The sequence below is a fragment of the Winslowiella arboricola genome, assembly GCF_025527015.1.
GTDB lineage: Bacteria > Pseudomonadota > Gammaproteobacteria > Enterobacterales > Enterobacteriaceae > Erwinia > Erwinia arboricola.
In genome coordinates this window covers 1-18,647 of sequence record NZ_JAODIM010000031.1, presented here as the reverse complement: position 1 = coordinate 18,647, position 18,647 = coordinate 1, and the positions used below count along the sequence as shown (strand labels likewise).

Here is an 18,647-nt window from a genome sequence, read left to right as displayed (position 1 = left end):
GTTCTCCGGCCTTTTCTTTACGTCTTAGCGGAACGCATTTATGGCATGTGGCGAATTCGAACTTATCGCGCGTTACTTTAACCGTGTGACAAGCTCTCGTCGCGATGTGGAAAAAGGCATTGGCGACGACTGCGCGTTACTGAATGTGCCGGAAAAAAAGACCCTGGCAATCAGTACCGACACGCTGGTTGAAGGCGTCCACTTCTTACGTGATATCCATCCGGCCGATTTAGGCTACAAAGCGCTGGCGGTAAACCTCAGCGATCTGGCGGCTATGGGCGCCGATCCGGCGTGGCTAACGCTGGCGATCACCTTACCTGATATTGATGAAAGCTGGCTGAAGGCGTTTAGCGACAGCCTGTTTGAGCTGCTGGATTATTACGATATGCAGCTGATTGGCGGTGATACCACGCGCGGCCCGCGCAGCCTGACGTTAGGTATTCATGGCCTGGTGCCGACCGGACGGGCATTGAAACGTTCTGGCGCGCGCCCCGGCGACTGGATTTTTGTTACCGGCACGCTGGGCGACAGCGCGGCAGGTCTGGCGTTATTACAGCATGCTATCCGCATTGCCGATCCGGCCGCCTGTGAGGCGCTGATTAAGCGCCATTTACGGCCAATGCCGCGTATTTTACAGGGCCAGGCGCTGCGTGATTTGGCCAGTTCTGCGATCGATATTTCCGACGGCCTGATCTCCGACCTTGGCCATGTGCTGAAGGCCAGCGACTGCGGCGCGCGTATTAATCTTGATGCGCTGCCACTTTCCGCCACCCTGACGGAACATAGCGAACGCGAGCAGGCGCTGCGTTGGGCGCTGGCCGGTGGTGAAGATTATGAGTTGTGCTTTACCGTACCGGAAATTAACCGTGGCGCGCTGGATGTGGCGCTCGGCCACCTTGGCGTGCCTTATACCTGTATCGGTCAGATGGCGCCAGCCTCGGAAGGGCTGACGCTGATGGAGCAGGGCAAGCCGGTGGAGTTTAACCTGAAAGGATTTGACCATTTTGACGCGCGATAAAGACGTAGCCAAAAGCCGCCTGAAAATGAGTAATCCCTGGCATCTGCTGGCAACCGGCTTTGGTAGCGGCCTGCTTCCCTGGGTTCCGGGTACCTGGGGATCGCTGGCGGCGATCCCATTCTGGTGGGCGATGACATTTTTACCGCTGCAGATCTATTCGTTAGTGGTGATGCTCGGCATTTCGCTCGGGGTTTATATCTGCCATCGCACCGCCAAAGATATGGGTGTTCACGATCACGGCAGTATCGTCTGGGATGAGTTTATCGGCATGTGGATCACCCTGATGGCGTTGCCGGTGATGGCATGGCAATGGGTGGCCGCTGGCTTTGTGATTTTCCGCATTCTTGATATGTGGAAACCATGGCCGATTCGCTGGTTTGACCGCAATGTGCATGGCGGGATGGGGATTATGGTCGACGATATTATCGCCGGGATTATCTCTGCCGGTATTCTCTATTATCTCGGACATCACTGGCCATTGTGATGTTTTCTCCCCTGCTGCCAGGCGGGGGATTTTTCGCAGTCTTCCGCTAGTTTTCCTGTCTCTGCCTTTGTGGTAGTTTACTTGAGTGACTATTGCCTTGCGTTACCAGATCTGGTTATTATGCGCTTCGGAAAAAGATCATCGTCTTTTCTGAATCTCATGGATCGTTTAATAAAAGGACAAAGCATGCGCAAAACCCCATTCATCCTGCCACTCGTTGCTCTGATGGTCGTTGCAACATCAGTAAAAGCCGAAAGTAACCATACATTTTCTGCCGGTTATGTTCAAAGCAACTTCTTAGAATCTAAGGGCGTTAACGCCAAATACCTTTACAGCAACAGCGAATTTCCCATCGGATGGGCAGGATCTTTTACCACGACCAGTAAAGATTATGATCTCGGGATGGGGGCAAAAAATAACTACAGCTATTACTCCGTGACGACCGGGCCGACGGTAACGCTGGCAGATTTGGTAACGCTGTACGCGTTGGTCGGCGTGAGCCGCGGCGGGGTCAAGTATACCTGGGGTGACTATACCGCTAAACAAAGACTGTATGGTTTTAGCGGCGGAGTTGGAGCACAGCTGCATCTGGCGAAGCATTTCGTCATTGATGCAGGTTATGAGCGGGGTAGCCTGGCGCAAAAGAAAGGGTATGATGCCAAAGATGAACGCATAGATCTAAATATGTGGACAGTAGGCCTCGGTTACAGCTTTTAATTAACCGGCCAACAGATGGGCGGTAAAACTTTACCGCCCGGATTGATTACTCGAATCCCACCACATGGTGCGGTTGATACACCGTTTCCAGCTCGGCAATCTCCTCGCTGCTCAGTTCAACCTCTACCGCTTTGACCAAATCGTCCAGCTGTTCGGCACGCGATGCGCCAATAATCGGCGCGGTCACTGCCGGTTTGCTCAGCATCCACGCCAGCGCCACCTGCGCACGACTGACACCTTTCACGTCAGCGATGGTCGCTACCCGTTGTGCGATAGCTGCGTCATTCTCTTCACTCTGGCTATACAGGGTTTTGCCAACTTCGTCGGATACCGAGCGCGCCGTGGTTTCGCCCCATGGACGGGTCAGACGTCCCCGCGCTAACGGACTCCATGGCAGCACCGCAATATTCTCCGCCTGACAGAGCGGATGCATCTCGCGTTCCTCTTCGCGCTGAATCAGATTGTACTGATCCTGCATACTGACAAAGCGCGTCCAGCCATGCAGATCGGCGGTGTAGAGCGCTTTAGCAAATTGCCAGGCGTGCATCGACGAGGCGCCGATATAACGTGCTTTACCGGATTTCACCACATCGTGCAGCGCTTCCAGTGTCTCTTCCAGCGGCGTGTCATAATCCCAGCGGTGGATCTGTAGCAAATCGACGTGATCCATCCCCAGCCGGCCAAGACTGTCATCGATTGATTGCAGAATGTTTTTGCGCGACAGGCCGCCGCTCAGATTACTCAGCGGGAAGTAGACTTTGGTGGCGACCACAATTTCATCGCGACGAGCGTATTCGCGTAGCGCCCGGCCAACAATCTCTTCGCTACTGCCATCGGAGTAGCTGTTTGCGGTATCAAAAAAGTTAATGCCAGCGTCCAGCGCCTGCTTAATCAGCGGCTTGCTGCTCTCTTCTGGTAGTGTCCAGGCGTGGTTGCCGCGATTGGGCTCGCCAAAGGTCATGCAACCTAAACAGAGACGGGAAATCTGCAGGTCGGTACTGCCTAACTGGATGGTTTTCATTATGATGGCTCCTGCTGTTTGCGTAGAGGCGGCATTCACGCCGCCCGGAGGTGCAAAGTATAGGCAGGGGAGCCGGGAGTGACTCCCCTACAACGCCAGCCAGTTGCTGATTTGTGAACGAATACCTTCAGCATCCAGCTGAAAATCATGACGTACTTCATCCTGGGTACCCTGTGGAATAAACTGGTCGGGCAGACCAATATTCAGCACCGGTACCGGACGACGTTTGGCCATCAGCAGCTCATTAACGCCGCTACCGGCGCCGCCCATGATGGCGCCTTCTTCCAGCGTCACCAGCGCTTCATGGCTGGCCGCCAGTTGCAGAATCAGCGCTTCGTCGAGTGGTTTAACAAAACGCATATCGACCAGCGTGGCGTTCAGCGCTTCAGCCGCCGCCGCCGCTTCCGGCAGCAGAGTGCCAAAGTTAAGGATCGCCAGTTTGTCACCGTCGCGTTTCTTCACGCCTTTGCCTAACGGCAGCGCCGCCAGTGGCTCCAGCGTGGCGCCAGTGCCGGTACCGCGTGGATAGCGCACCGCACTCGGGCCGTCGGCATAGTGATAACCGGTATACAGCATCTGGCGACATTCGTTTTCATCGCTTGGCGTCATAATCACCATGCCCGGAATACAGCGCAGGAAGGCGATATCAAACGCCCCCTGGTGGGTCTGGCCGTCGGCGCCGACAATGCCGCCACGATCGATAGCAAACAGTACCGGCAGCTTCTGGATCGCCACATCATGGATCAGCTGATCATAGGCACGTTGCAGGAAGGTGGAGTAGATCGCCACCACCGGCTTATAGCCACCAATCGCCAGGCCGGCGGCAAAGGTCACTGCATGCTGCTCAGCAATCGCCACATCAAAGTATTGCGCCGGATAGTCGCGGGAAAACGCTACCATACCGGAACCTTCACGCATTGCCGGGGTGACAGCCATTAATTTGCTGTCATCGGCGGCGGTTTCGCTCAGCCAGTTGCCGAAAATTTTCGAGTAGCTCGGCAGACCTTCCGCGCTTTTTGGCAGCAGGCCGCTGGCCGGATCGAATTTCGGCACCGCGTGCCAGCTAATTGGGTCTTTCTCGGCCGGGGCGTAGCCTTTGCCTTTTTTGGTCATCACATGCAGGAACTGCGGCCCTTTCAGGCTGCGCATATTCTTCAGCGTCTGTACCAGCGCCAGCACATCATGGCCATCTACCGGGCCAATATAGTTAAAGCCCAGCTCTTCAAACAGCGTACCCGGCACCACCATGCCTTTCAGGTGCTCTTCAGTGCGTTTCACCAGTTCTTTGATTGGCGGCAGGCCAGTCAGCACTTTTTTGCCGCCTTCACGCAGACGCGCATAGGTTTTACCGGAGAGGATCTGCGCCAGGCGATTATTCAGTGCGCCAACGTTTTCCGAGATCGACATTTCATTATCGTTCAGCACCACCAGCAGATCGGGTTTGATATCGCCCGCGTGGTTCATCGCTTCAAACGCCATACCGGCAGTGATCGCGCCATCGCCAATCACACAGGCGGTGCGGCGGCCTTTGGCCTCTTTTTCAGCCGCTACCGCCATACCCAGTCCGGCACTAATCGATGTCGAGGAGTGACCGACGTTCAGCACGTCATATTCACTCTCTTCACGCCACGGGAAAGGGTGCAAACCGTTTTTCTGGCGAATGGTGCCGATGCGTTCACGGCGGCCAGTGAGAATTTTGTGCGGATAAGCCTGGTGACCTACATCCCACACCAGGTGATCGAAAGGCGTGTTATAGACGTAATGCAGGGCAACCGTCAGCTCGACCACGCCAAGCCCGGAAGCAAAATGTCCGCTGGAGCGGCTTACGCTGGCGAGCAAATATTGTCGCAGCTCATCACACAGCTTTGGCAGGCTCTCTTTCGGTAATAAGCGTAACTCTTGTACCGAATTTGCCAGGGCTAATGTTGGGTATTTTGCAATATCAAAACTCATCAGAGACTCATCGTGGCTGTTATTTATCGCGTTCAATTATGAAGCTTGCTAACGTTTGTAATGACGTTGTATTTAAAGATTGCGCAGCAAGCGTGTCTAAAGCGCTGAGGGATTCCTGATACAGATCCCAGGCTTTTGCACGGGCATTTTCCAGCCCCATTAACGCTGGATAGGTGCTTTTACCTAAATCCTGATCGGCGCCCTGGCGTTTGCCCAGCACCGCGGTATCACCCACAACATCCAGAATATCGTCCTGTACCTGGAAAGCTAAACCTATGGCGCTGGCGTAACGATCGAGCGCCGGCAGCGCCTGACGTCCGCGTTCACCGGCGGTCAGTGCGCCTAAACGCACGGCGGCACGGATCAGGGCGCCGGTTTTATGGCGATGGATCTGTTCCAGCGCCGCTAAATCAATCTGTTTACCTTCAGCCGCCAGATCCAGCGCCTGGCCGCCGCACATGCCGGCAACGCCGCTGGCCTGCGCCAGTTCGGAAATCATCGCGATACGATCCTGCGCGCTGACGCCCGGCATCGGTTGATCGGCAAGGATCGAAAACGCCAGCGTCTGCAGGGCGTCTCCCGCCAGAATTGCTGTGTCTTCACCAAATTTAATATGGCAGGTTGGCTGGCCACGACGCAGGCTGTCGTTATCCATCGCCGGTAAATCGTCGTGAATCAGGGAATAGGCGTGAATACACTCCACTGCGGCAGCTGGTGCATCAAGGCTGGCCGGATCGGCTTTTAACATTTCGCCGGTGGCGTAAACCAGAAACGGACGTAATCTTTTACCCCCTAATAATGCCCCATATTCCATGGCATTAACCAGAGGAGAACTCTGAAAAGGGAGTGGACCTAACAGCCGGGTCAGCGCGGCATTAACGCGATCGTGATACGCGTTGAGTAACCTGGAGAAATCCATTATTCACTGTCCGGCGTAAAAGGGGCCAGTTCTGCGTCTTTATCGTCACTCAATAAGATTTGTACGCGCTGTTCGGCCTGCTGCAATTTCTGCTGACCGGTACGCGCCAGCTGGACGCCACGTTCGAATTCATTGAGCGCCTCTTCCAGCGGCAGATCGCCACTTTCCAGACGGGTAACAATCTGTTCAAGCTGCTGCAGTGAAGTTTCGAAGCTGGCGGGCTGTTCGGCTTTTTTCGGCATAATACGACTCTGCTCAGTGGTTTTTCATCATCATGCAATCGGTTATGGTAGCCGACTAAAATTAATTCGCAAAATAATGATGTGGGCGGCGGTTGCTGAAGCAGTCGCCATTCAAAGGTGATATACTTTTGCGCCTCGGATGCAAAGGGCTGAGGCCATTTTGCAATACTCTTGATTTTAACAGCTAAGTGCTTCGATTTTTAGCACTTAATTGTCCAGTGAACCCTTGCCGCCATGAAGTTTATCATTAAATTGTTCCCCGAAATCACGATCAAAAGCCAATCTGTGCGTTTGCGCTTTATCAAAATTCTGACGGGGAATATTCGAAACGTTCTTAAAAACCATGATGATTCCCTCGCCGTTGTACGTCACTGGGATCATATTGAAGTGCGCTCCAAACATGAAGAGCGTCGTGCCACTATTGTCGATCTGCTCACGCGTATCCCAGGCATTCACCATATCCTGGCGGTCGAAGATCGCGAATACACCGATGTGCACAATATCTTCGAGCAGACGCTGGAGATGAACCGTGAACGTATTGAAGGCAAAACCTTCTGCGTGCGCGTAAAACGTCGTGGCAAGCATGAATTCAGCTCCCAGGATGTCGAGCGCTATGTCGGCGGTGGTCTTAATCAGCATGTCGCGACCGCGCAGGTGAAGCTGAATAAACCGGAAGTGACGGTTAACCTCGAAATCGAAGACGATCGGCTGATTCTGGTCACCGCACGTCACGAAGGTATTGGTGGTTTCCCGATTGGTACCCAGGAAGATGTGCTGTCGCTGATCTCCGGTGGCTTCGACTCCGGCGTATCCAGCTATATGTTGATGCGTCGCGGCTGCCGTGTGCACTACTGCTTCTTTAATCTTGGCGGCGCTGCCCATGAAATTGGGGTACGTCAGGTTGCACACTATCTTTGGAACCGTTTTGGCAGTTCGCATCGCGTGCGTTTTGTCGCTATCAACTTTGAACCCGTGGTCGGCGAGATCCTCGAAAAAATCGACGACGGCCAGATGGGCGTGGTGCTGAAACGTATGATGGTGCGTGCGGCTTCACGCGTTGCTGAACGCTACGGCGTGCAGGCGCTGGTCACTGGCGAAGCGCTGGGGCAGGTTTCCAGCCAGACGCTGACCAACCTGCGTCTGATTGATAACGCCAGCGATACCCTGATCCTGCGTCCGCTGATTTCGCATGATAAAGAGCACATTATCAATCTGGCGCGCCAGATCGGCACTGAAGATTTTGCCCGTACTATCCCGGAATATTGCGGTGTGATTTCGAAAAGTCCGACGGTGAAAGCGGTGAAAGCCAGAATCGAAGCGGAAGAGCTGAATTTCGATTTTGCTATTCTCGATCAGGTGATTGAGCAGGCTAACAATGTCGATATTCGCGAAATCGCCGAGAAAGCGCAGGAAGAGGTGGTTGAAGTTGAAACTGTCGCCTCGTTCGGTGGTAATGACGTGGTGCTGGATATTCGTTCGATTGACGAGCAGGACGACAAGCCGCTGAATATCGAAGGGATGGAAGTGAAATCACTGCCGTTCTACAAACTCAGCACCCAGTTTGGCGATCTCGACCAGAGTAAAACCTGGTTGCTCTACTGCGACCGTGGCGTGATGAGCCGCCTGCAGGCGCTCTATCTGCACGAGCAGGGCTTTAATAACGTTAAAGTCTATCGCCCGTAAACTGTAGGGGCGGCGTTCTCGCCGCCCGTGCCAATGGTTTGCACAGGCCGTAATGACAGCGTTCTCGCCGCCCGTGCTGATGGTTTGCAACGGGAGCCGAAAACGGCTCCCCTGGGATGTTCCAGCGCGTTTGGGTTATTCCACCCATTCGCGATAATCAAAAATTCCCGCCGCCAGCACCAGTTGTGATGCCACCTCATGGGCTTTCTCTTTACCTGCAATCAGGTCGATCAGTTTCAGCGCAAAGTCGATCGCGGTGCCCGGTCCCTGGCTGGTAAGTAAATTGACGCGCGGATCCCACACCACACGCTTATCCATCCACTTTCCTTGCGGAATGGTCTCTTTCAGACCGGGATAACCGGTCATATTGCCGACCGGGAACAGATTATGGGGCACGAGTACCGTACCGGCGGCGGCACAGATAGCGGCGACAATCCTGCCGGACAGGTGAAACTGGCGTACGCTCTCCACCAGCAACGGACTGTCGCGAAAGGTTTCTGCGCCTTTCAGCCCGCCTGGCAACACAATTGCGGCAAAATCGTTATCCGCCACTTCCACCAACGGCGCATCCGCCAGCAGGCGTACGCCACGGGAACAGACAATCTCGCGCTCGCCGTTGCTCTCCACGCTGGCGGTAGTGACCTTCAGGCCGCCACGCACCAGTAAATCGATGGTGGTGACCGCTTCCGTCTCCTCAGTTCCATGTGCCAGGCAAACCAGCACCGATGCGCTCGCGTTCATAATCTTGCTCCTTTCGCTTAACCAATTCATACAGACGACTGTTTTCCGGGGTGGTAATACCCTGCGCGCGCGCCCGGCGCAGCAGGTAGCCGGTAATATATTCAATTTCGGTGCGGCGCTGGCTGCGGATATCCTGCAGCATCGACGAGGTATTGGCGGCAGTACTGTCGATAATCGCCAGCACATAGTCCACCAGACTGTCGCGCGAGGTGTGCTGGCCTTCACGTTCCATGACCGTGGCAATCTCCTCGCATAAACGGCTGATCTCATCGCGATACGACAGTAAATCGCCATTGCGGCAGTCATAGATCACCGTCAGCGGGTTGATCACGCAGTTAACCGCCAGTTTTTGCCAGCTGGTGGAGGCCATATGATTATGCCAGGCGACATCCGGCAACGCATGATGCAGGGTGTCGGCCAGCTCACTCAGGCTGGCGCTCTCCGGTGTGCCGGGGCCAATATGGGTGATACCGTTAGCAACATGGATGATTACCGTGCCATCACGTTTTGCCGCATGGGTAGTGATACCCTGCAGAATTGGCTGCGGCAGACTTTTCAGTTCATCGATGGTTCCCATACCGTTATGCAGCAGCAGTATCGGGCAGTGTTGCGGCAGCAGCGTTTGCAGATTACGTACCGCTTCCGATACCTGCCAGGCTTTCAGCGTCACCAGCAGCAGTTCACTCTCAGCCAGAAACAGCGGATCGTTAGCAATATAGGTCTTATTAATCACCTGGCCGTCGAGATCGATAACGTTCACTGAGCAGTAGGGCTGTGGAACGCGTAACCATCCCTGTACCTCATGTCCCTGTTGATCCAGCGCAGACAGCCAAATCTGCCCTAACGCACCGCAACCCAGAACGGTAATTTTCATTCTTCCTCCCCGCGTGCGGGTTTTTGCTGTGCCATTTAGCAGCACACAGCTTTAATTATAGCTTTCTCCGCTGGCGGTTTTATTTGACCGCCACAAGCGAGTATTATGCATGTCACTTTAGAATCTGGAGAAGAAATCATGCCATCTTTCGATATCGTTTCTGAAATCGACATGCAAGAAGTACGCAATGCGGTGGAAAATGCCAACCGTGAGCTGTCCACGCGCTTCGATTTTCGTAATGTCACCGCCAGCTATGAGCTGAATGAGAAAAACGAATCAATCAAAGTTATCAGCGAATCGGATTTCCAGGTGAAACAGCTGGTGGATATTCTGCGCGAGAAGCTGCTGAAGCGTGGCATTGAAGGCGCCTCCCTCGACGTCGCGGAACAGATTGAGCATAGCGGTAAAACCTGGAGCGTCGAAGCCAAAATGAAGCAGGGCATCGAACCCGAAATGGCAAAAAAAATCGTTAAGCTGATTAAAGATAGCAAAATTAAAGTGCAGTCGCAGATTCAGGGCGAAGAAGTACGGGTAAATGGTAAGTCGCGTGATGACTTGCAGAGCGCGATGGCGCTGGTGAAGAAAGGAGAGCTGGGGCAGCCGTTCCAGTTTAAAAACTTCCGCGATTAACAGAAAGGGCGACGGATTTTCTGAAATCTTGTAGGGGCGGCGTTATCGCCGCCCACTGTAACGATTACGCCGAAGCCACCAGTGCCTCTAACTCCACGCGATTCGTCACTTTACTGTCAATCTTCACATAAGCGCTTTTCTCTTCCGGCACGATAAACACGGCACTCACGCCCGGTTGCGCCTTCAGACGCTGCTCCACTTTTTCAAAACTACCCTGCGCTTCCTGCAACGTAATCCGCAGGCTGCTGACATACGGCGGCTCTTTCATGCTGAAGCTGACAAATAACCACAGCGTCGCCAGTACCGCGCCAAGCAGAAATACGCTCTGTCCATCGAAGTTGCCGTAGATCCAGCCGCCGAGACTGCCGCCAATCGCCACGCCGATAAACTGGCTGGTGGAGTAGACCCCCATTGCCGTGCCTTTATAGCCTGCGGGAGACTCTTTACTGATCAGGGAGGGCAGAATCGCTTCCATCAGATTAAAGGCGATAAAGAACAGTTGCAGACCGACCACTAAGGTCCAGAAGTGGCCGCCTGCGCCCCACAGCACAATTTCGGCAATCAGAATCAGCGCCACGCAGCTGATAAATACCCGCTTCATCCGGCGCTTCACTTCGGCGTAAATGATAAAAGGGATCACGCCGGCAAAGGCCACCAGCATGGTCAGCAGATAGACCTTCCAGTGCTGCTCAGCCGGAAAGCCCGCCTGTTCAAACTGGCCGGGCAGGGCGACAAAGCTCGACATCAGCAGGATATGCAGACAGAGGATACCGAAGTTCAGTTTCAGCAGGCGCGGGTTGGCCAGCACTTCACGAATACTGGCTTTGACCATACCGGACTCGCGATTTAAGACATGATGCGGGGAGGAGGGCACCACCAGCAGGGTGATCACAATGCCCAGCGTCGCCAGCAGCGCAATCATCCAGAACAGCGCATGCAATCCAAAGGCATGGGTGACAATCGGCCCGACGACCATCGCGATAGCAAAGGTAATGCCGAAACTGATGCCAATAAACGCCATCGCCTTGGTGCGGTTCTGTTCACGCGTTAAGTCGGACAGCAGCGCCATCACCGCCGCGGCAATCGCGCCGGAACCCTGCAATGCGCGGCCAAGAATCACCCCCCAAATCGAAGTGGTGCAGGCGGCGATGATACTGCCAAGTACAAACACTAACAGGCCGCCAACAATCAGCGGCTTACGCCCGATACGATCGGAGAGCAGACCAAACGGGATCTGAAACAGTGCCTGCGCCAGACCATAGATGCCAATCGCGAGGCCAATCAGCGTTTCACTGGCACCCTGCAATGCCATGCCATACGTGGTCAGGACCGGTAACACCATAAACATTCCCAGCATCCGCAGGGAAAAAACCGTTCCTAAACCCCATGTCGCGCGTAGCTCGACCGGAGTCATTTTATTATCGTTCATTAAAACCTCAGTGAGAGTCTATACCAACAGGCATTACGAAATAACCTGTTGGTATAGGTTCTTAATTTGCCGACCGTATTTTAAGGTTCTGCGCAGGGCGGGTAAAACATTAAGAGGTAACAAAAAGAAAGGGCGCGATATACCCGGGGGTAATACGCGCCCTTAGTGATGTCTTTCCGCCGTTACCAGACGTAGGTCAGTAAATCTTTCGAGGCCGGAGCCATAAAGTCGACTGACATCATCACGCTAAGAGCCGTGATGGCGACAATTGAGAAGACAAACAGTTTACGCGCCCAGACACCATCGTTCGACGTCTTGTAACCGCGTAATGCCATTCCCAACCACCACACGCTGACTGCCGCAGCAACCACCAGATATTTGTAACCGGCATAACCGCTCAGCGTCAGCATCAGGGTGGCGACCATAAACGCGATGATATACACCGTGATATGGTGTTTCGCCACAGAGATGCCTTTCACTACCGGCAGCACCGGAATATTGGCTGCCTGGTAATCTTTAAAGCGGAAGATGGCAATCGCATAGGAGTGCGGCATCTGCCACAGGCTAAAGATCGCCAGCAGGATCAATGCTCCGGCATCAAACTCATTGGTTACTGCGCAGTAGCCAATAACCGGCGGCGCTGCGCCGGAAAGGCTACCGATCAACGTGCCATACACTGAGTTACGCTTCATATACAGACTGTATACGCCCACGTAAATCACAAAGCCCATCACCGCCAGCCACATGGCCAGTGGATTAGCGCCAAGGTACAGCAACGCAAAGCCAGCAATACCCAGAACGGTTGCATACACCAGGATTACTGTCGGAGAGATAAGTCCTTTGACCATCACTCGGTTTTTCGTTCTCTCCATTTTTTTGTCGATGTCACGGTCGATAAAGTTGTTATAAACACAACCCGATGCGACCACCAGCGAAACACCGACCAGGGTGGTGAGAAACAGGGAATAATCGATGCTGCCTTTTGAGGCGAGCAGGAATCCCCCGATGACAGAAATTAAATTTCCGAAAATAATTCCTGGTTTCGTTACTTGCAGGTATTGCTTAATCATCACAGGCGACTCTTTAGTGAACCATCATATTGTAGTTGAGGTTCCACATAATCCATATCGAGCCAACAACAACGATCAGGATAATGAGTGCCGCAAACACAATGGCAATCATGTTCCATCCATCTTCGGTTTTAGTGTTCAGATGCAGGAAGTAACCCAGGTGCACCAGCACCTGAACTACCGCACAAATCAGAACGACAGCGAGGATAGTACTGTGGGTTGCCCCACCATCCATTACCATCCAGAACGGAATACCGGTCAGAATGATCGACAGAACAAAGCCGATCATATAAGACTTCACGCTACCGTGAGCTGCACCATGGTCGTTTACAGAATGACTCATTACATGGCTCCCATCAGATAGACAATGGTAAATACACAGATCCATACCACGTCAAGGAAGTGCCAGAACATGCTCAGACACATAATGCGTGTACGGTTGGTTTCGGTCAGGCCACGACGGGAGATCTGATACATCAGTACCAGCATCCAGATCAGACCTGAGGTCACGTGCAGACCGTGGGTGCCGACCAGCGTAAAGAACGCTGACAGGAAACCACTGCGCTGCGGACCAAAGCCTTCAGCAATCAGGTGATGGAATTCATAGATTTCCATCCCGATAAAGCCGAGACCGAACAGGAAAGTCAGTGCCAGCCAACCGATCACGGTTGATTTGCTGCCTTTACCCATGCTGATAACGGCAAAGCCATAGGTAATGGAGCTCAGTAACAGCAGGGCGGTTTCAACCAGCACGAATGGCAGTTCAAAAATATCCTTGCCAGCCGGGCCGCCCGCGGTGCTGTTAACCATTACTGCATAGGTCGCAAACAAGGTTGCGAAGATAATGCAGTCACTCATCAGGTAGATCCAGAAGCCAAAGACTTTATTGGCTCCTGCATCGTGATGCCCATGCTCCGCATGGGCGTCGTGGTGTTTCAGAGTTTCAGTTGACATTATTTCAGGCCTGCTTTGGTAATTTCGTCAAAGTGCTGATTCTCGATTTTCTCGACTTCTGCAACCGGTACATAGTAGTCAACGTCTTCGTCGAAGCTCTTAATAACCCAGCTCAGGATCATACCGAGGAACGACAGACCGACTAACCACCAGATGTGCCAGATAGCAGCGAAACCAAAGACCAGAGCAAAGAAACCAATTACGACACCCGCGCCGCTGTTCTTCGGCATGTGGATCTCTTCGTAATGTGCTGGCTGCTTGTACGCTTCACCTTTCTCTTTGATCTCCCAGAAAGCATCACGTTCGTGAACTTCAGGAATAACCGCAAAGTTATAGAACGGCGGTGGAGAAGAGGTTGCCCACTCCAGAGTACGGCCGCCCCACGGGTCACCGGTCACATCGCGCAGCTGCTCACGGTCACGTACAGAGACGTAGAACTGAATCAGCTGACAAACCACACCACATGCAATCAGCGCGGCGCCGAAGGCTGCAACAACCAGCATCGGGTGGAACTGAGGATCGATGTCCTGGCTCAGGCGACGGGTCATACCCATAAAGCCCAGCACGTACAGTGGCATAAAGGCGGTGAAGAAGCCGATAATCCAGAACCAGAATGCACGGATACCCCAGGTTTCGTTCAGAGTGAAACCGAATGCTTTCGGGAACCAGTAAGTCACACCCGCGAAACAACCGAAGACCACACCACCGATAATGACGTTATGGAAGTGCGCAATCAGGAACAGACTGTTGTGCAGAACGAAGTCAGCACCAGGAACCGCCAGCAGAACACCGGTCATACCACCCACAGAGAAGGTGACCAGGAAGCCAACAGTCCACAACATAGCAGAGTGCATCTGAATGCGGCCCTGATACATGGTAAACAGCCAGTTAAAGATTTTAACACCGGTCGGGATGGCGATAATCATCGTCATAATACCGAAGAAGGCGTTAACGTTCGCGCCTGCACCCATGGTGAAGAAGTGGTGCAGCCATACGATAAAGGACAGCACAGTAATGACTACTGTCGCCCATACCAGAGAGGTGTAACCAAACAGACGTTTTTTAGAGAAGGTTGCAACCACTTCGGAGAACACACCAAAGACCGGCAGAACCAGAATATACACTTCCGGATGACCCCAAACCCAAATCAGGTTGACGTACATCATCATGTTGCCGCCCATATCATTGGTAAAGAAATGGAAGCCCAGATAACGGTCAAGGGTCAGCAACGCCAGCGTCACGGTCAGAACCGGGAAGGAAGCGATAATCAGAACGTTGGTGCAGAGTGATGCCCAGGTAAAGACTGGCATCTTGAACATGGTCATGCCCGGCGCACGCATTTTCAGGATAGTAACGAAGAAGTTAATCCCGGTTAATGTCGTACCAATACCGGATAACTGCAGACTCCATATCCAGTAATCGACCCCGACCCCCGGACTGTATTCTGCCCCGGAGAGTGGTGGGTATGCCAGCCAGCCGGTCTGCGCGAATTCGCCCACACCCAGTGAAAGGTTAACCAGAACCACACCGACAGCAGTAAACCAGAAGCTGAGGTTGTTCAGGAACGGGAAGGCCACGTCGCGTGCGCCAATCTGCAGAGGAACAGCGATGTTCATCAGACCGACAACAAACGGCATCGCTACGAAGAAGATCATAATCACGCCGTGGGCGGTAAAGATCTGGTCGTAGTGATGAGGCGGCAGGAATCCGGCCTCGCCTGCCGAAGCAAGCACCTGCTGGCTACGCATCATTACCGCATCGGCAAAGCCGCGCAGCAACATGACGAAAGCCATAATGATATACATGATACCGAGACGTTTATGGTCAACAGACGTCAGCCATTCGGTCCACAGGTATTTCCACTTACCGAAGTAAGTGATTGCGCCAGCTACTGCCAGACCACCAAGAATGATGGCGGCAACCGTAATCACGATAATTGGCTCGTGTAACGGTACTGCGTCCAGGGTTAATTTTCCCAACATCGTTTTATTCCTCGGCTCCAGCATGGGATGCTTCGCTCATGTCCATGCCTTCGTGCTCAGACATGTCCATCTTCCCGTGGCTCATCTTGAATTTGCCAATAACTTGCTTGAACAATTCAGGATCAGCGGTAGAGAAGAACTCAACTGGATGGTTTTCGCTAGGTGCAGCGATTTTTTCAAATTCATCCATCGTGGTTAATGTGTTCGGCGACTGTTTCGCTTTCGCTACCCACTGCTCAAAGTCAGCCTGGTTAGCGGTGGCGATGGCTTTAAACTTCATGCCAGAGAAGCCTTTACCACTAAAGTTGGAAGAGATGCCGTCAAACGTGCCAGGTTCATTCGCAATTAAGTGCAGTTTAGTCTGCATACCCGCCATAGCGTAAATCTGGCTACCAAGGGTAGGAATGAAGAAGGAGTTCATGACAGAATTGGAGGTGATCTTAAAGTTCACCGGCGTGTTAGCCGGGAAAGCGATCTGGTTAACAGTTGCAATACCCTGTTCCGGGTAGATAAACAGCCATTTCCAATCCAGCGCCACCACATCGATCTCAATTGGCTTCACATCAGAAGCAATTGGCTTGGCAGGATCCAGCGCGTGGGTTGATTTCCACGTCAGAATGCCAAGGAACACGATGATCAGAACCGGTACGGTCCAGACTACGGCTTCCACTTTATTCGAGTGTGACCAGTTAGGACTGTATTTTGCCTTTGTGTTGGATGCCCGATATTTCCAGGCGAACACTACAGCCATCAGGACTGCCGGAATAACGACGATCATCATCAAACCGAAGGCGGTCAGTATCAACGAACGTTGCTCCAATGCAACCTGTCCTTTGGGACTTAACAATGCACTATCACAGCCACTTACTAATAAAGTGCCTGCAATTAATGACAAAATCCCCAAACTTTTATTGTATTTCCTGAGTCTCATTTAACGACCTCAATGACAAGGGCTCTATTGTCGTTTAAGTGTGGCGGCATTTTACGGGAAGGTTTCGGCACTGTAAACCAGCTTAAGGTTGTGTCAGGCCGGTGTTGACACCTTTTGCTAAGGGTGTCACAGATGTTACTCAAAATGACAAAATATTAACGAGCACAATGAGTTGACATTAATATAACAGAATTGACCTGGTTTTTCTGAGGAAAAATCGCCGCTGATATAAACAGCGAATACCGGACTCAAATATTTAACAACTCTGCATCATTTGAGAGATATTAATTATACAAAATTAATTACTCACCGGTTTGTAATATCGGCCAACAGGCAGGATACTTTATTGTGCTATTTTTTTAAAATTGACCTGAATGGGGAAATTTTGCTCTTTGCCGTAAATCAGACTAGCGATAAATCACGATTTGCGCAATTTATCGCCTGATGATTATTTTATATCGCTGATTTTCGCAGCGCGAGGTAGTCGAGCAGCGAACCAATCACAATGCCACACAACGCCAGCGCCATACCCAGTTCAAACAGCGGCGTCAGCAATCCGCCACTGTTTACCCAGCCCAGGCTACTCATTGCCAGCACCAGCAGCCAGACACCGAGCAGCACACAACCCACAGTCAGCGCGCGTAACGCCCAGCGGTAACCGCCAGGCCAGGCGGTGCGCGGCATAAAGCTGTCGGTGTTCTGAGTATATTCCAGCGTGCGTTTACAGCCTGCCAGCAGCAGCAGTCCCGGTAATGCCGCCACCACCGAAAACGCGTAAAAGGTTGGCCAGCCCCACAGCTCAACAAACCAGCCTGCCGCCGGACCGACATAGACGCGACCGACAGCTGACAACGCCGAGAGCAGGGCGAACTGAGTCGCGGAAAACGATTTGTTGCATAGCGTCATCAGTAGCGCGACAAAGGCCGCGGTGCCCATGCCGCCACACAGGTTTTCGACAAACACCGCGCTGGCCATACTGAACATCTGTTTATCGGTGACCGACAGTATCCAGTAACCCAGATTCGACACCGCCTGCAACAAACCAAACAGCATCAGGGCGCGGAACAGGGTCATTCGCTGCATCAGCAGGCCGCCGAGCAGCGCGCCGACAATCGTCGCGATCAGGCCGAAGGTTTTATTAATCAGACCGACTTCGCCGGCATCAAAGCCGACGCCGCGAATCAAAAACGTGGTGGTCAGGCTGGCGGCAAAGGCATCGCCAAGCTTATACAGCACAATTAAAGAAAGAATCAGCCAGGCATTGTTGCGGTTAAAGAAGTCACGCAGCGGCTCCATTACCGCCTGTTCCAGGTTGCGCGGCTTGGGAATCGCATCGGTGGGCTCTCTGGCGCACAGGGTGGCAATCACCCCCGGCACCATCATTGCCGCCATCAGCCAGTAAGTCGCCTGCCAGCCGAGATAGCGATCGGCCAGCCATAGTGCCAGCCCGCCGGAGACCAGCATCGCCAGCCGATAGCCCAGGACGGTGATCGCTGCGCCGCTACCGCGCTCTTCCGGTGGCAGCACGTCGGTTTTCCATGCATCAAAAACGATGTCCTGCGAGGCGGAGCAAAATGCCACCAGTACCGCCAGCGCCGCCAGCAGCGTCAGGTTGCGTGACGGCTCCATAAAGCCCATCGCCACAATGCCGGCAATCAACAGCAGTTGCGAAATCAATAACCAGCCACGACGACGGCCAAACAACGGCGGCGTGTAGCGATCCATCATCGGCGCCCAGAGAAACTTAAACACGTAAGCCTGGCCGACCAGTGAAAAGAAACCGATGGTTTTCAGATCAACGTTTTCCACCGTCATCCACGCCTGTAGCGTGCCGGAGGTTAAAGCAAGGGGTAATCCGGAAGCGAAACCTAATAACAACAGGAGGAGGGCGTTACGTTGAGCGAAAATGCGCAGGTAATTATTGGCCATAAAATCCTTGTGGCGATGCAATTTATCGTCACGGGCGGCGAGAACGCCGCCCCTACGATGCCTGCTGTAG

At 53.1% G+C, this 18,647-nt stretch carries 18 protein-coding genes; 5 read left to right on the top strand and 13 right to left on the bottom strand.

Translation table 11 applies throughout. The annotated features are described in order from the left end of the window. Positions 1 to 40: 40 nt before the first annotated feature. From thiL to N5923_RS01160, 3 genes are all read left to right on the top strand, one after another. Positions 41 to 1,018, top strand: a complete 978-nt coding sequence (gene thiL / locus N5923_RS01170; RefSeq protein WP_267141447.1) for a thiamine-phosphate kinase — start codon at positions 41 to 43, stop codon at positions 1,016 to 1,018. After that, the gene (pgpA, locus tag N5923_RS01165) at positions 996 to 1,502 is read left to right on the top strand and encodes a phosphatidylglycerophosphatase A (RefSeq protein WP_267141446.1); all 507 of its coding nucleotides are present in this window, start codon (positions 996 to 998) and stop codon (positions 1,500 to 1,502) included. Before thiL ends, pgpA begins: the two co-directional genes overlap by 23 nt. A gap of 186 nt (positions 1,503 to 1,688) precedes the next feature. After that, positions 1,689 to 2,219: an outer membrane beta-barrel protein gene (locus tag N5923_RS01160; protein ID WP_267141445.1), complete on the top strand. Its 531-nt coding sequence runs from the start codon at positions 1,689 to 1,691 to the stop codon at positions 2,217 to 2,219. A gap of 46 nt (positions 2,220 to 2,265) precedes the next feature. Here N5923_RS01160 and N5923_RS01155 read toward each other — a convergent pair whose 3' ends face one another. The 4 genes from N5923_RS01155 to xseB form a co-directional block, all read right to left on the bottom strand. Continuing rightward, on the bottom strand, positions 2,266 to 3,240 hold the full coding sequence (locus N5923_RS01155) for an aldo/keto reductase (RefSeq protein WP_267141444.1): 975 nt from the start codon (positions 3,238 to 3,240) through the stop codon (positions 2,266 to 2,268). A gap of 87 nt (positions 3,241 to 3,327) precedes the next feature. Further along, positions 3,328 to 5,193, bottom strand: a complete 1,866-nt coding sequence (gene dxs / locus N5923_RS01150; RefSeq protein WP_267141443.1) for a 1-deoxy-D-xylulose-5-phosphate synthase — start codon at positions 5,191 to 5,193, stop codon at positions 3,328 to 3,330. Positions 5,194 to 5,212: 19 nt separating this feature from the next. Continuing rightward, positions 5,213 to 6,112 (bottom strand): (2E,6E)-farnesyl diphosphate synthase, encoded by a 900-nt coding sequence (gene ispA, locus N5923_RS01145; protein ID WP_267141442.1) that lies wholly within the window; start codon positions 6,110 to 6,112, stop codon positions 5,213 to 5,215. Next, the gene (gene xseB, locus N5923_RS01140) at positions 6,112 to 6,354 is read right to left on the bottom strand and encodes an exodeoxyribonuclease VII small subunit (RefSeq protein WP_267141441.1); all 243 of its coding nucleotides are present in this window, start codon (positions 6,352 to 6,354) and stop codon (positions 6,112 to 6,114) included. Before xseB ends, ispA begins: the two co-directional genes overlap by 1 nt. Before the next feature lie 234 nt (positions 6,355 to 6,588). Here xseB and thiI point away from each other — a divergent pair, with 234 nt between their 5' ends. Beyond that, entirely contained in the window at positions 6,589 to 8,037 is a 1,449-nt protein-coding gene (thiI, locus tag N5923_RS01135; protein ID WP_267141440.1) for a tRNA uracil 4-sulfurtransferase ThiI, read from the top strand. 135 nt (positions 8,038 to 8,172) lie between these two features. Here thiI and yajL read toward each other — a convergent pair whose 3' ends face one another. Further along, on the bottom strand, positions 8,173 to 8,778 hold the full coding sequence (yajL, locus tag N5923_RS01130) for a protein deglycase YajL (protein ID WP_267141439.1): 606 nt from the start codon (positions 8,776 to 8,778) through the stop codon (positions 8,173 to 8,175). Further along, positions 8,732 to 9,652 (bottom strand): 2-dehydropantoate 2-reductase, encoded by a 921-nt coding sequence (gene panE / locus N5923_RS01125; RefSeq protein ID WP_267141438.1) that lies wholly within the window; start codon positions 9,650 to 9,652, stop codon positions 8,732 to 8,734. Before panE ends, yajL begins: the two co-directional genes overlap by 47 nt. A gap of 138 nt (positions 9,653 to 9,790) precedes the next feature. Between panE and N5923_RS01120 the strand changes: the two genes are divergently transcribed. Further along, on the top strand, positions 9,791 to 10,282 hold the full coding sequence (locus tag N5923_RS01120; RefSeq protein ID WP_267141437.1) for a YajQ family cyclic di-GMP-binding protein: 492 nt from the start codon (positions 9,791 to 9,793) through the stop codon (positions 10,280 to 10,282). A gap of 64 nt (positions 10,283 to 10,346) precedes the next feature. Here N5923_RS01120 and N5923_RS01115 read toward each other — a convergent pair whose 3' ends face one another. From N5923_RS01115 to ampG, 7 genes are all read right to left on the bottom strand, one after another. After that, on the bottom strand, positions 10,347 to 11,711 hold the full coding sequence (locus N5923_RS01115; protein ID WP_267141436.1) for an MFS transporter: 1,365 nt from the start codon (positions 11,709 to 11,711) through the stop codon (positions 10,347 to 10,349). 182 nt (positions 11,712 to 11,893) lie between these two features. Next, positions 11,894 to 12,781 carry a heme o synthase gene (gene cyoE / locus N5923_RS01110; protein WP_017800929.1) on the bottom strand — a complete coding sequence of 296 codons (888 nt, stop codon included), beginning with the start codon at positions 12,779 to 12,781 and terminating at the stop codon, positions 11,894 to 11,896. 13 nt (positions 12,782 to 12,794) lie between these two features. Continuing rightward, complete coding sequence (locus N5923_RS01105) at positions 12,795 to 13,124, bottom strand: cytochrome o ubiquinol oxidase subunit IV (RefSeq protein ID WP_267141435.1); 330 nt, start codon at positions 13,122 to 13,124, stop codon at positions 12,795 to 12,797. Further along, positions 13,124 to 13,735, bottom strand: coding sequence for a cytochrome o ubiquinol oxidase subunit III (locus N5923_RS01100; RefSeq protein WP_267141434.1), 612 nt, complete (start codon positions 13,733 to 13,735; stop codon positions 13,124 to 13,126). The genes N5923_RS01105 and N5923_RS01100 overlap by 1 nt, the downstream gene beginning before the upstream one ends. After that, on the bottom strand, positions 13,735 to 15,717 hold the full coding sequence (gene cyoB / locus N5923_RS01095) for a cytochrome o ubiquinol oxidase subunit I (RefSeq protein ID WP_267141433.1): 1,983 nt from the start codon (positions 15,715 to 15,717) through the stop codon (positions 13,735 to 13,737). The genes N5923_RS01100 and cyoB overlap by 1 nt, the downstream gene beginning before the upstream one ends. A 4-nt stretch (positions 15,718 to 15,721) precedes the next feature. Continuing rightward, positions 15,722 to 16,648 carry a cytochrome o ubiquinol oxidase subunit II gene (gene cyoA, locus N5923_RS01090; RefSeq protein ID WP_026111672.1) on the bottom strand — a complete coding sequence of 309 codons (927 nt, stop codon included), beginning with the start codon at positions 16,646 to 16,648 and terminating at the stop codon, positions 15,722 to 15,724. Between the two features lie 453 nt (positions 16,649 to 17,101). Next, positions 17,102 to 18,577 carry a muropeptide MFS transporter AmpG gene (gene ampG, locus N5923_RS01085; protein ID WP_267141432.1) on the bottom strand — a complete coding sequence of 492 codons (1,476 nt, stop codon included), beginning with the start codon at positions 18,575 to 18,577 and terminating at the stop codon, positions 17,102 to 17,104. Positions 18,578 to 18,647: the final 70 nt, after the last annotated feature.

Coding starts and splice junctions, on each gene's coding strand:
- thiL (WP_267141447.1), top strand. CDS start 41: ATGGCATGTGGCGAATTCGAACTTATCGCGCGTTACTTTAACCGTGTG.
- N5923_RS01160 (WP_267141445.1), top strand. CDS start 1,689: ATGCGCAAAACCCCATTCATCCTGCCACTCGTTGCTCTGATGGTCGTT.
- N5923_RS01155 (WP_267141444.1), bottom strand. CDS start 3,240: ATGAAAACCATCCAGTTAGGCAGTACCGACCTGCAGATTTCCCGTCTC.
- dxs (WP_267141443.1), bottom strand. CDS start 5,193: ATGAGTTTTGATATTGCAAAATACCCAACATTAGCCCTGGCAAATTCG.
- ispA (WP_267141442.1), bottom strand. CDS start 6,112: ATGGATTTCTCCAGGTTACTCAACGCGTATCACGATCGCGTTAATGCC.
- xseB (WP_267141441.1), bottom strand. CDS start 6,354: ATGCCGAAAAAAGCCGAACAGCCCGCCAGCTTCGAAACTTCACTGCAG.
- thiI (WP_267141440.1), top strand. CDS start 6,589: ATGAAGTTTATCATTAAATTGTTCCCCGAAATCACGATCAAAAGCCAA.
- yajL (WP_267141439.1), bottom strand. CDS start 8,778: ATGAACGCGAGCGCATCGGTGCTGGTTTGCCTGGCACATGGAACTGAG.
- panE (WP_267141438.1), bottom strand. CDS start 9,652: ATGAAAATTACCGTTCTGGGTTGCGGTGCGTTAGGGCAGATTTGGCTG.
- N5923_RS01120 (WP_267141437.1), top strand. CDS start 9,791: ATGCCATCTTTCGATATCGTTTCTGAAATCGACATGCAAGAAGTACGC.
- N5923_RS01115 (WP_267141436.1), bottom strand. CDS start 11,711: ATGAACGATAATAAAATGACTCCGGTCGAGCTACGCGCGACATGGGGT.
- cyoE (WP_017800929.1), bottom strand. CDS start 12,781: ATGATTAAGCAATACCTGCAAGTAACGAAACCAGGAATTATTTTCGGA.
- N5923_RS01105 (WP_267141435.1), bottom strand. CDS start 13,124: ATGAGTCATTCTGTAAACGACCATGGTGCAGCTCACGGTAGCGTGAAG.
- N5923_RS01100 (WP_267141434.1), bottom strand. CDS start 13,735: ATGTCAACTGAAACTCTGAAACACCACGACGCCCATGCGGAGCATGGG.
- cyoB (WP_267141433.1), bottom strand. CDS start 15,717: ATGTTGGGAAAATTAACCCTGGACGCAGTACCGTTACACGAGCCAATT.
- cyoA (WP_026111672.1), bottom strand. CDS start 16,648: ATGAGACTCAGGAAATACAATAAAAGTTTGGGGATTTTGTCATTAATT.
- ampG (WP_267141432.1), bottom strand. CDS start 18,577: ATGGCCAATAATTACCTGCGCATTTTCGCTCAACGTAACGCCCTCCTC.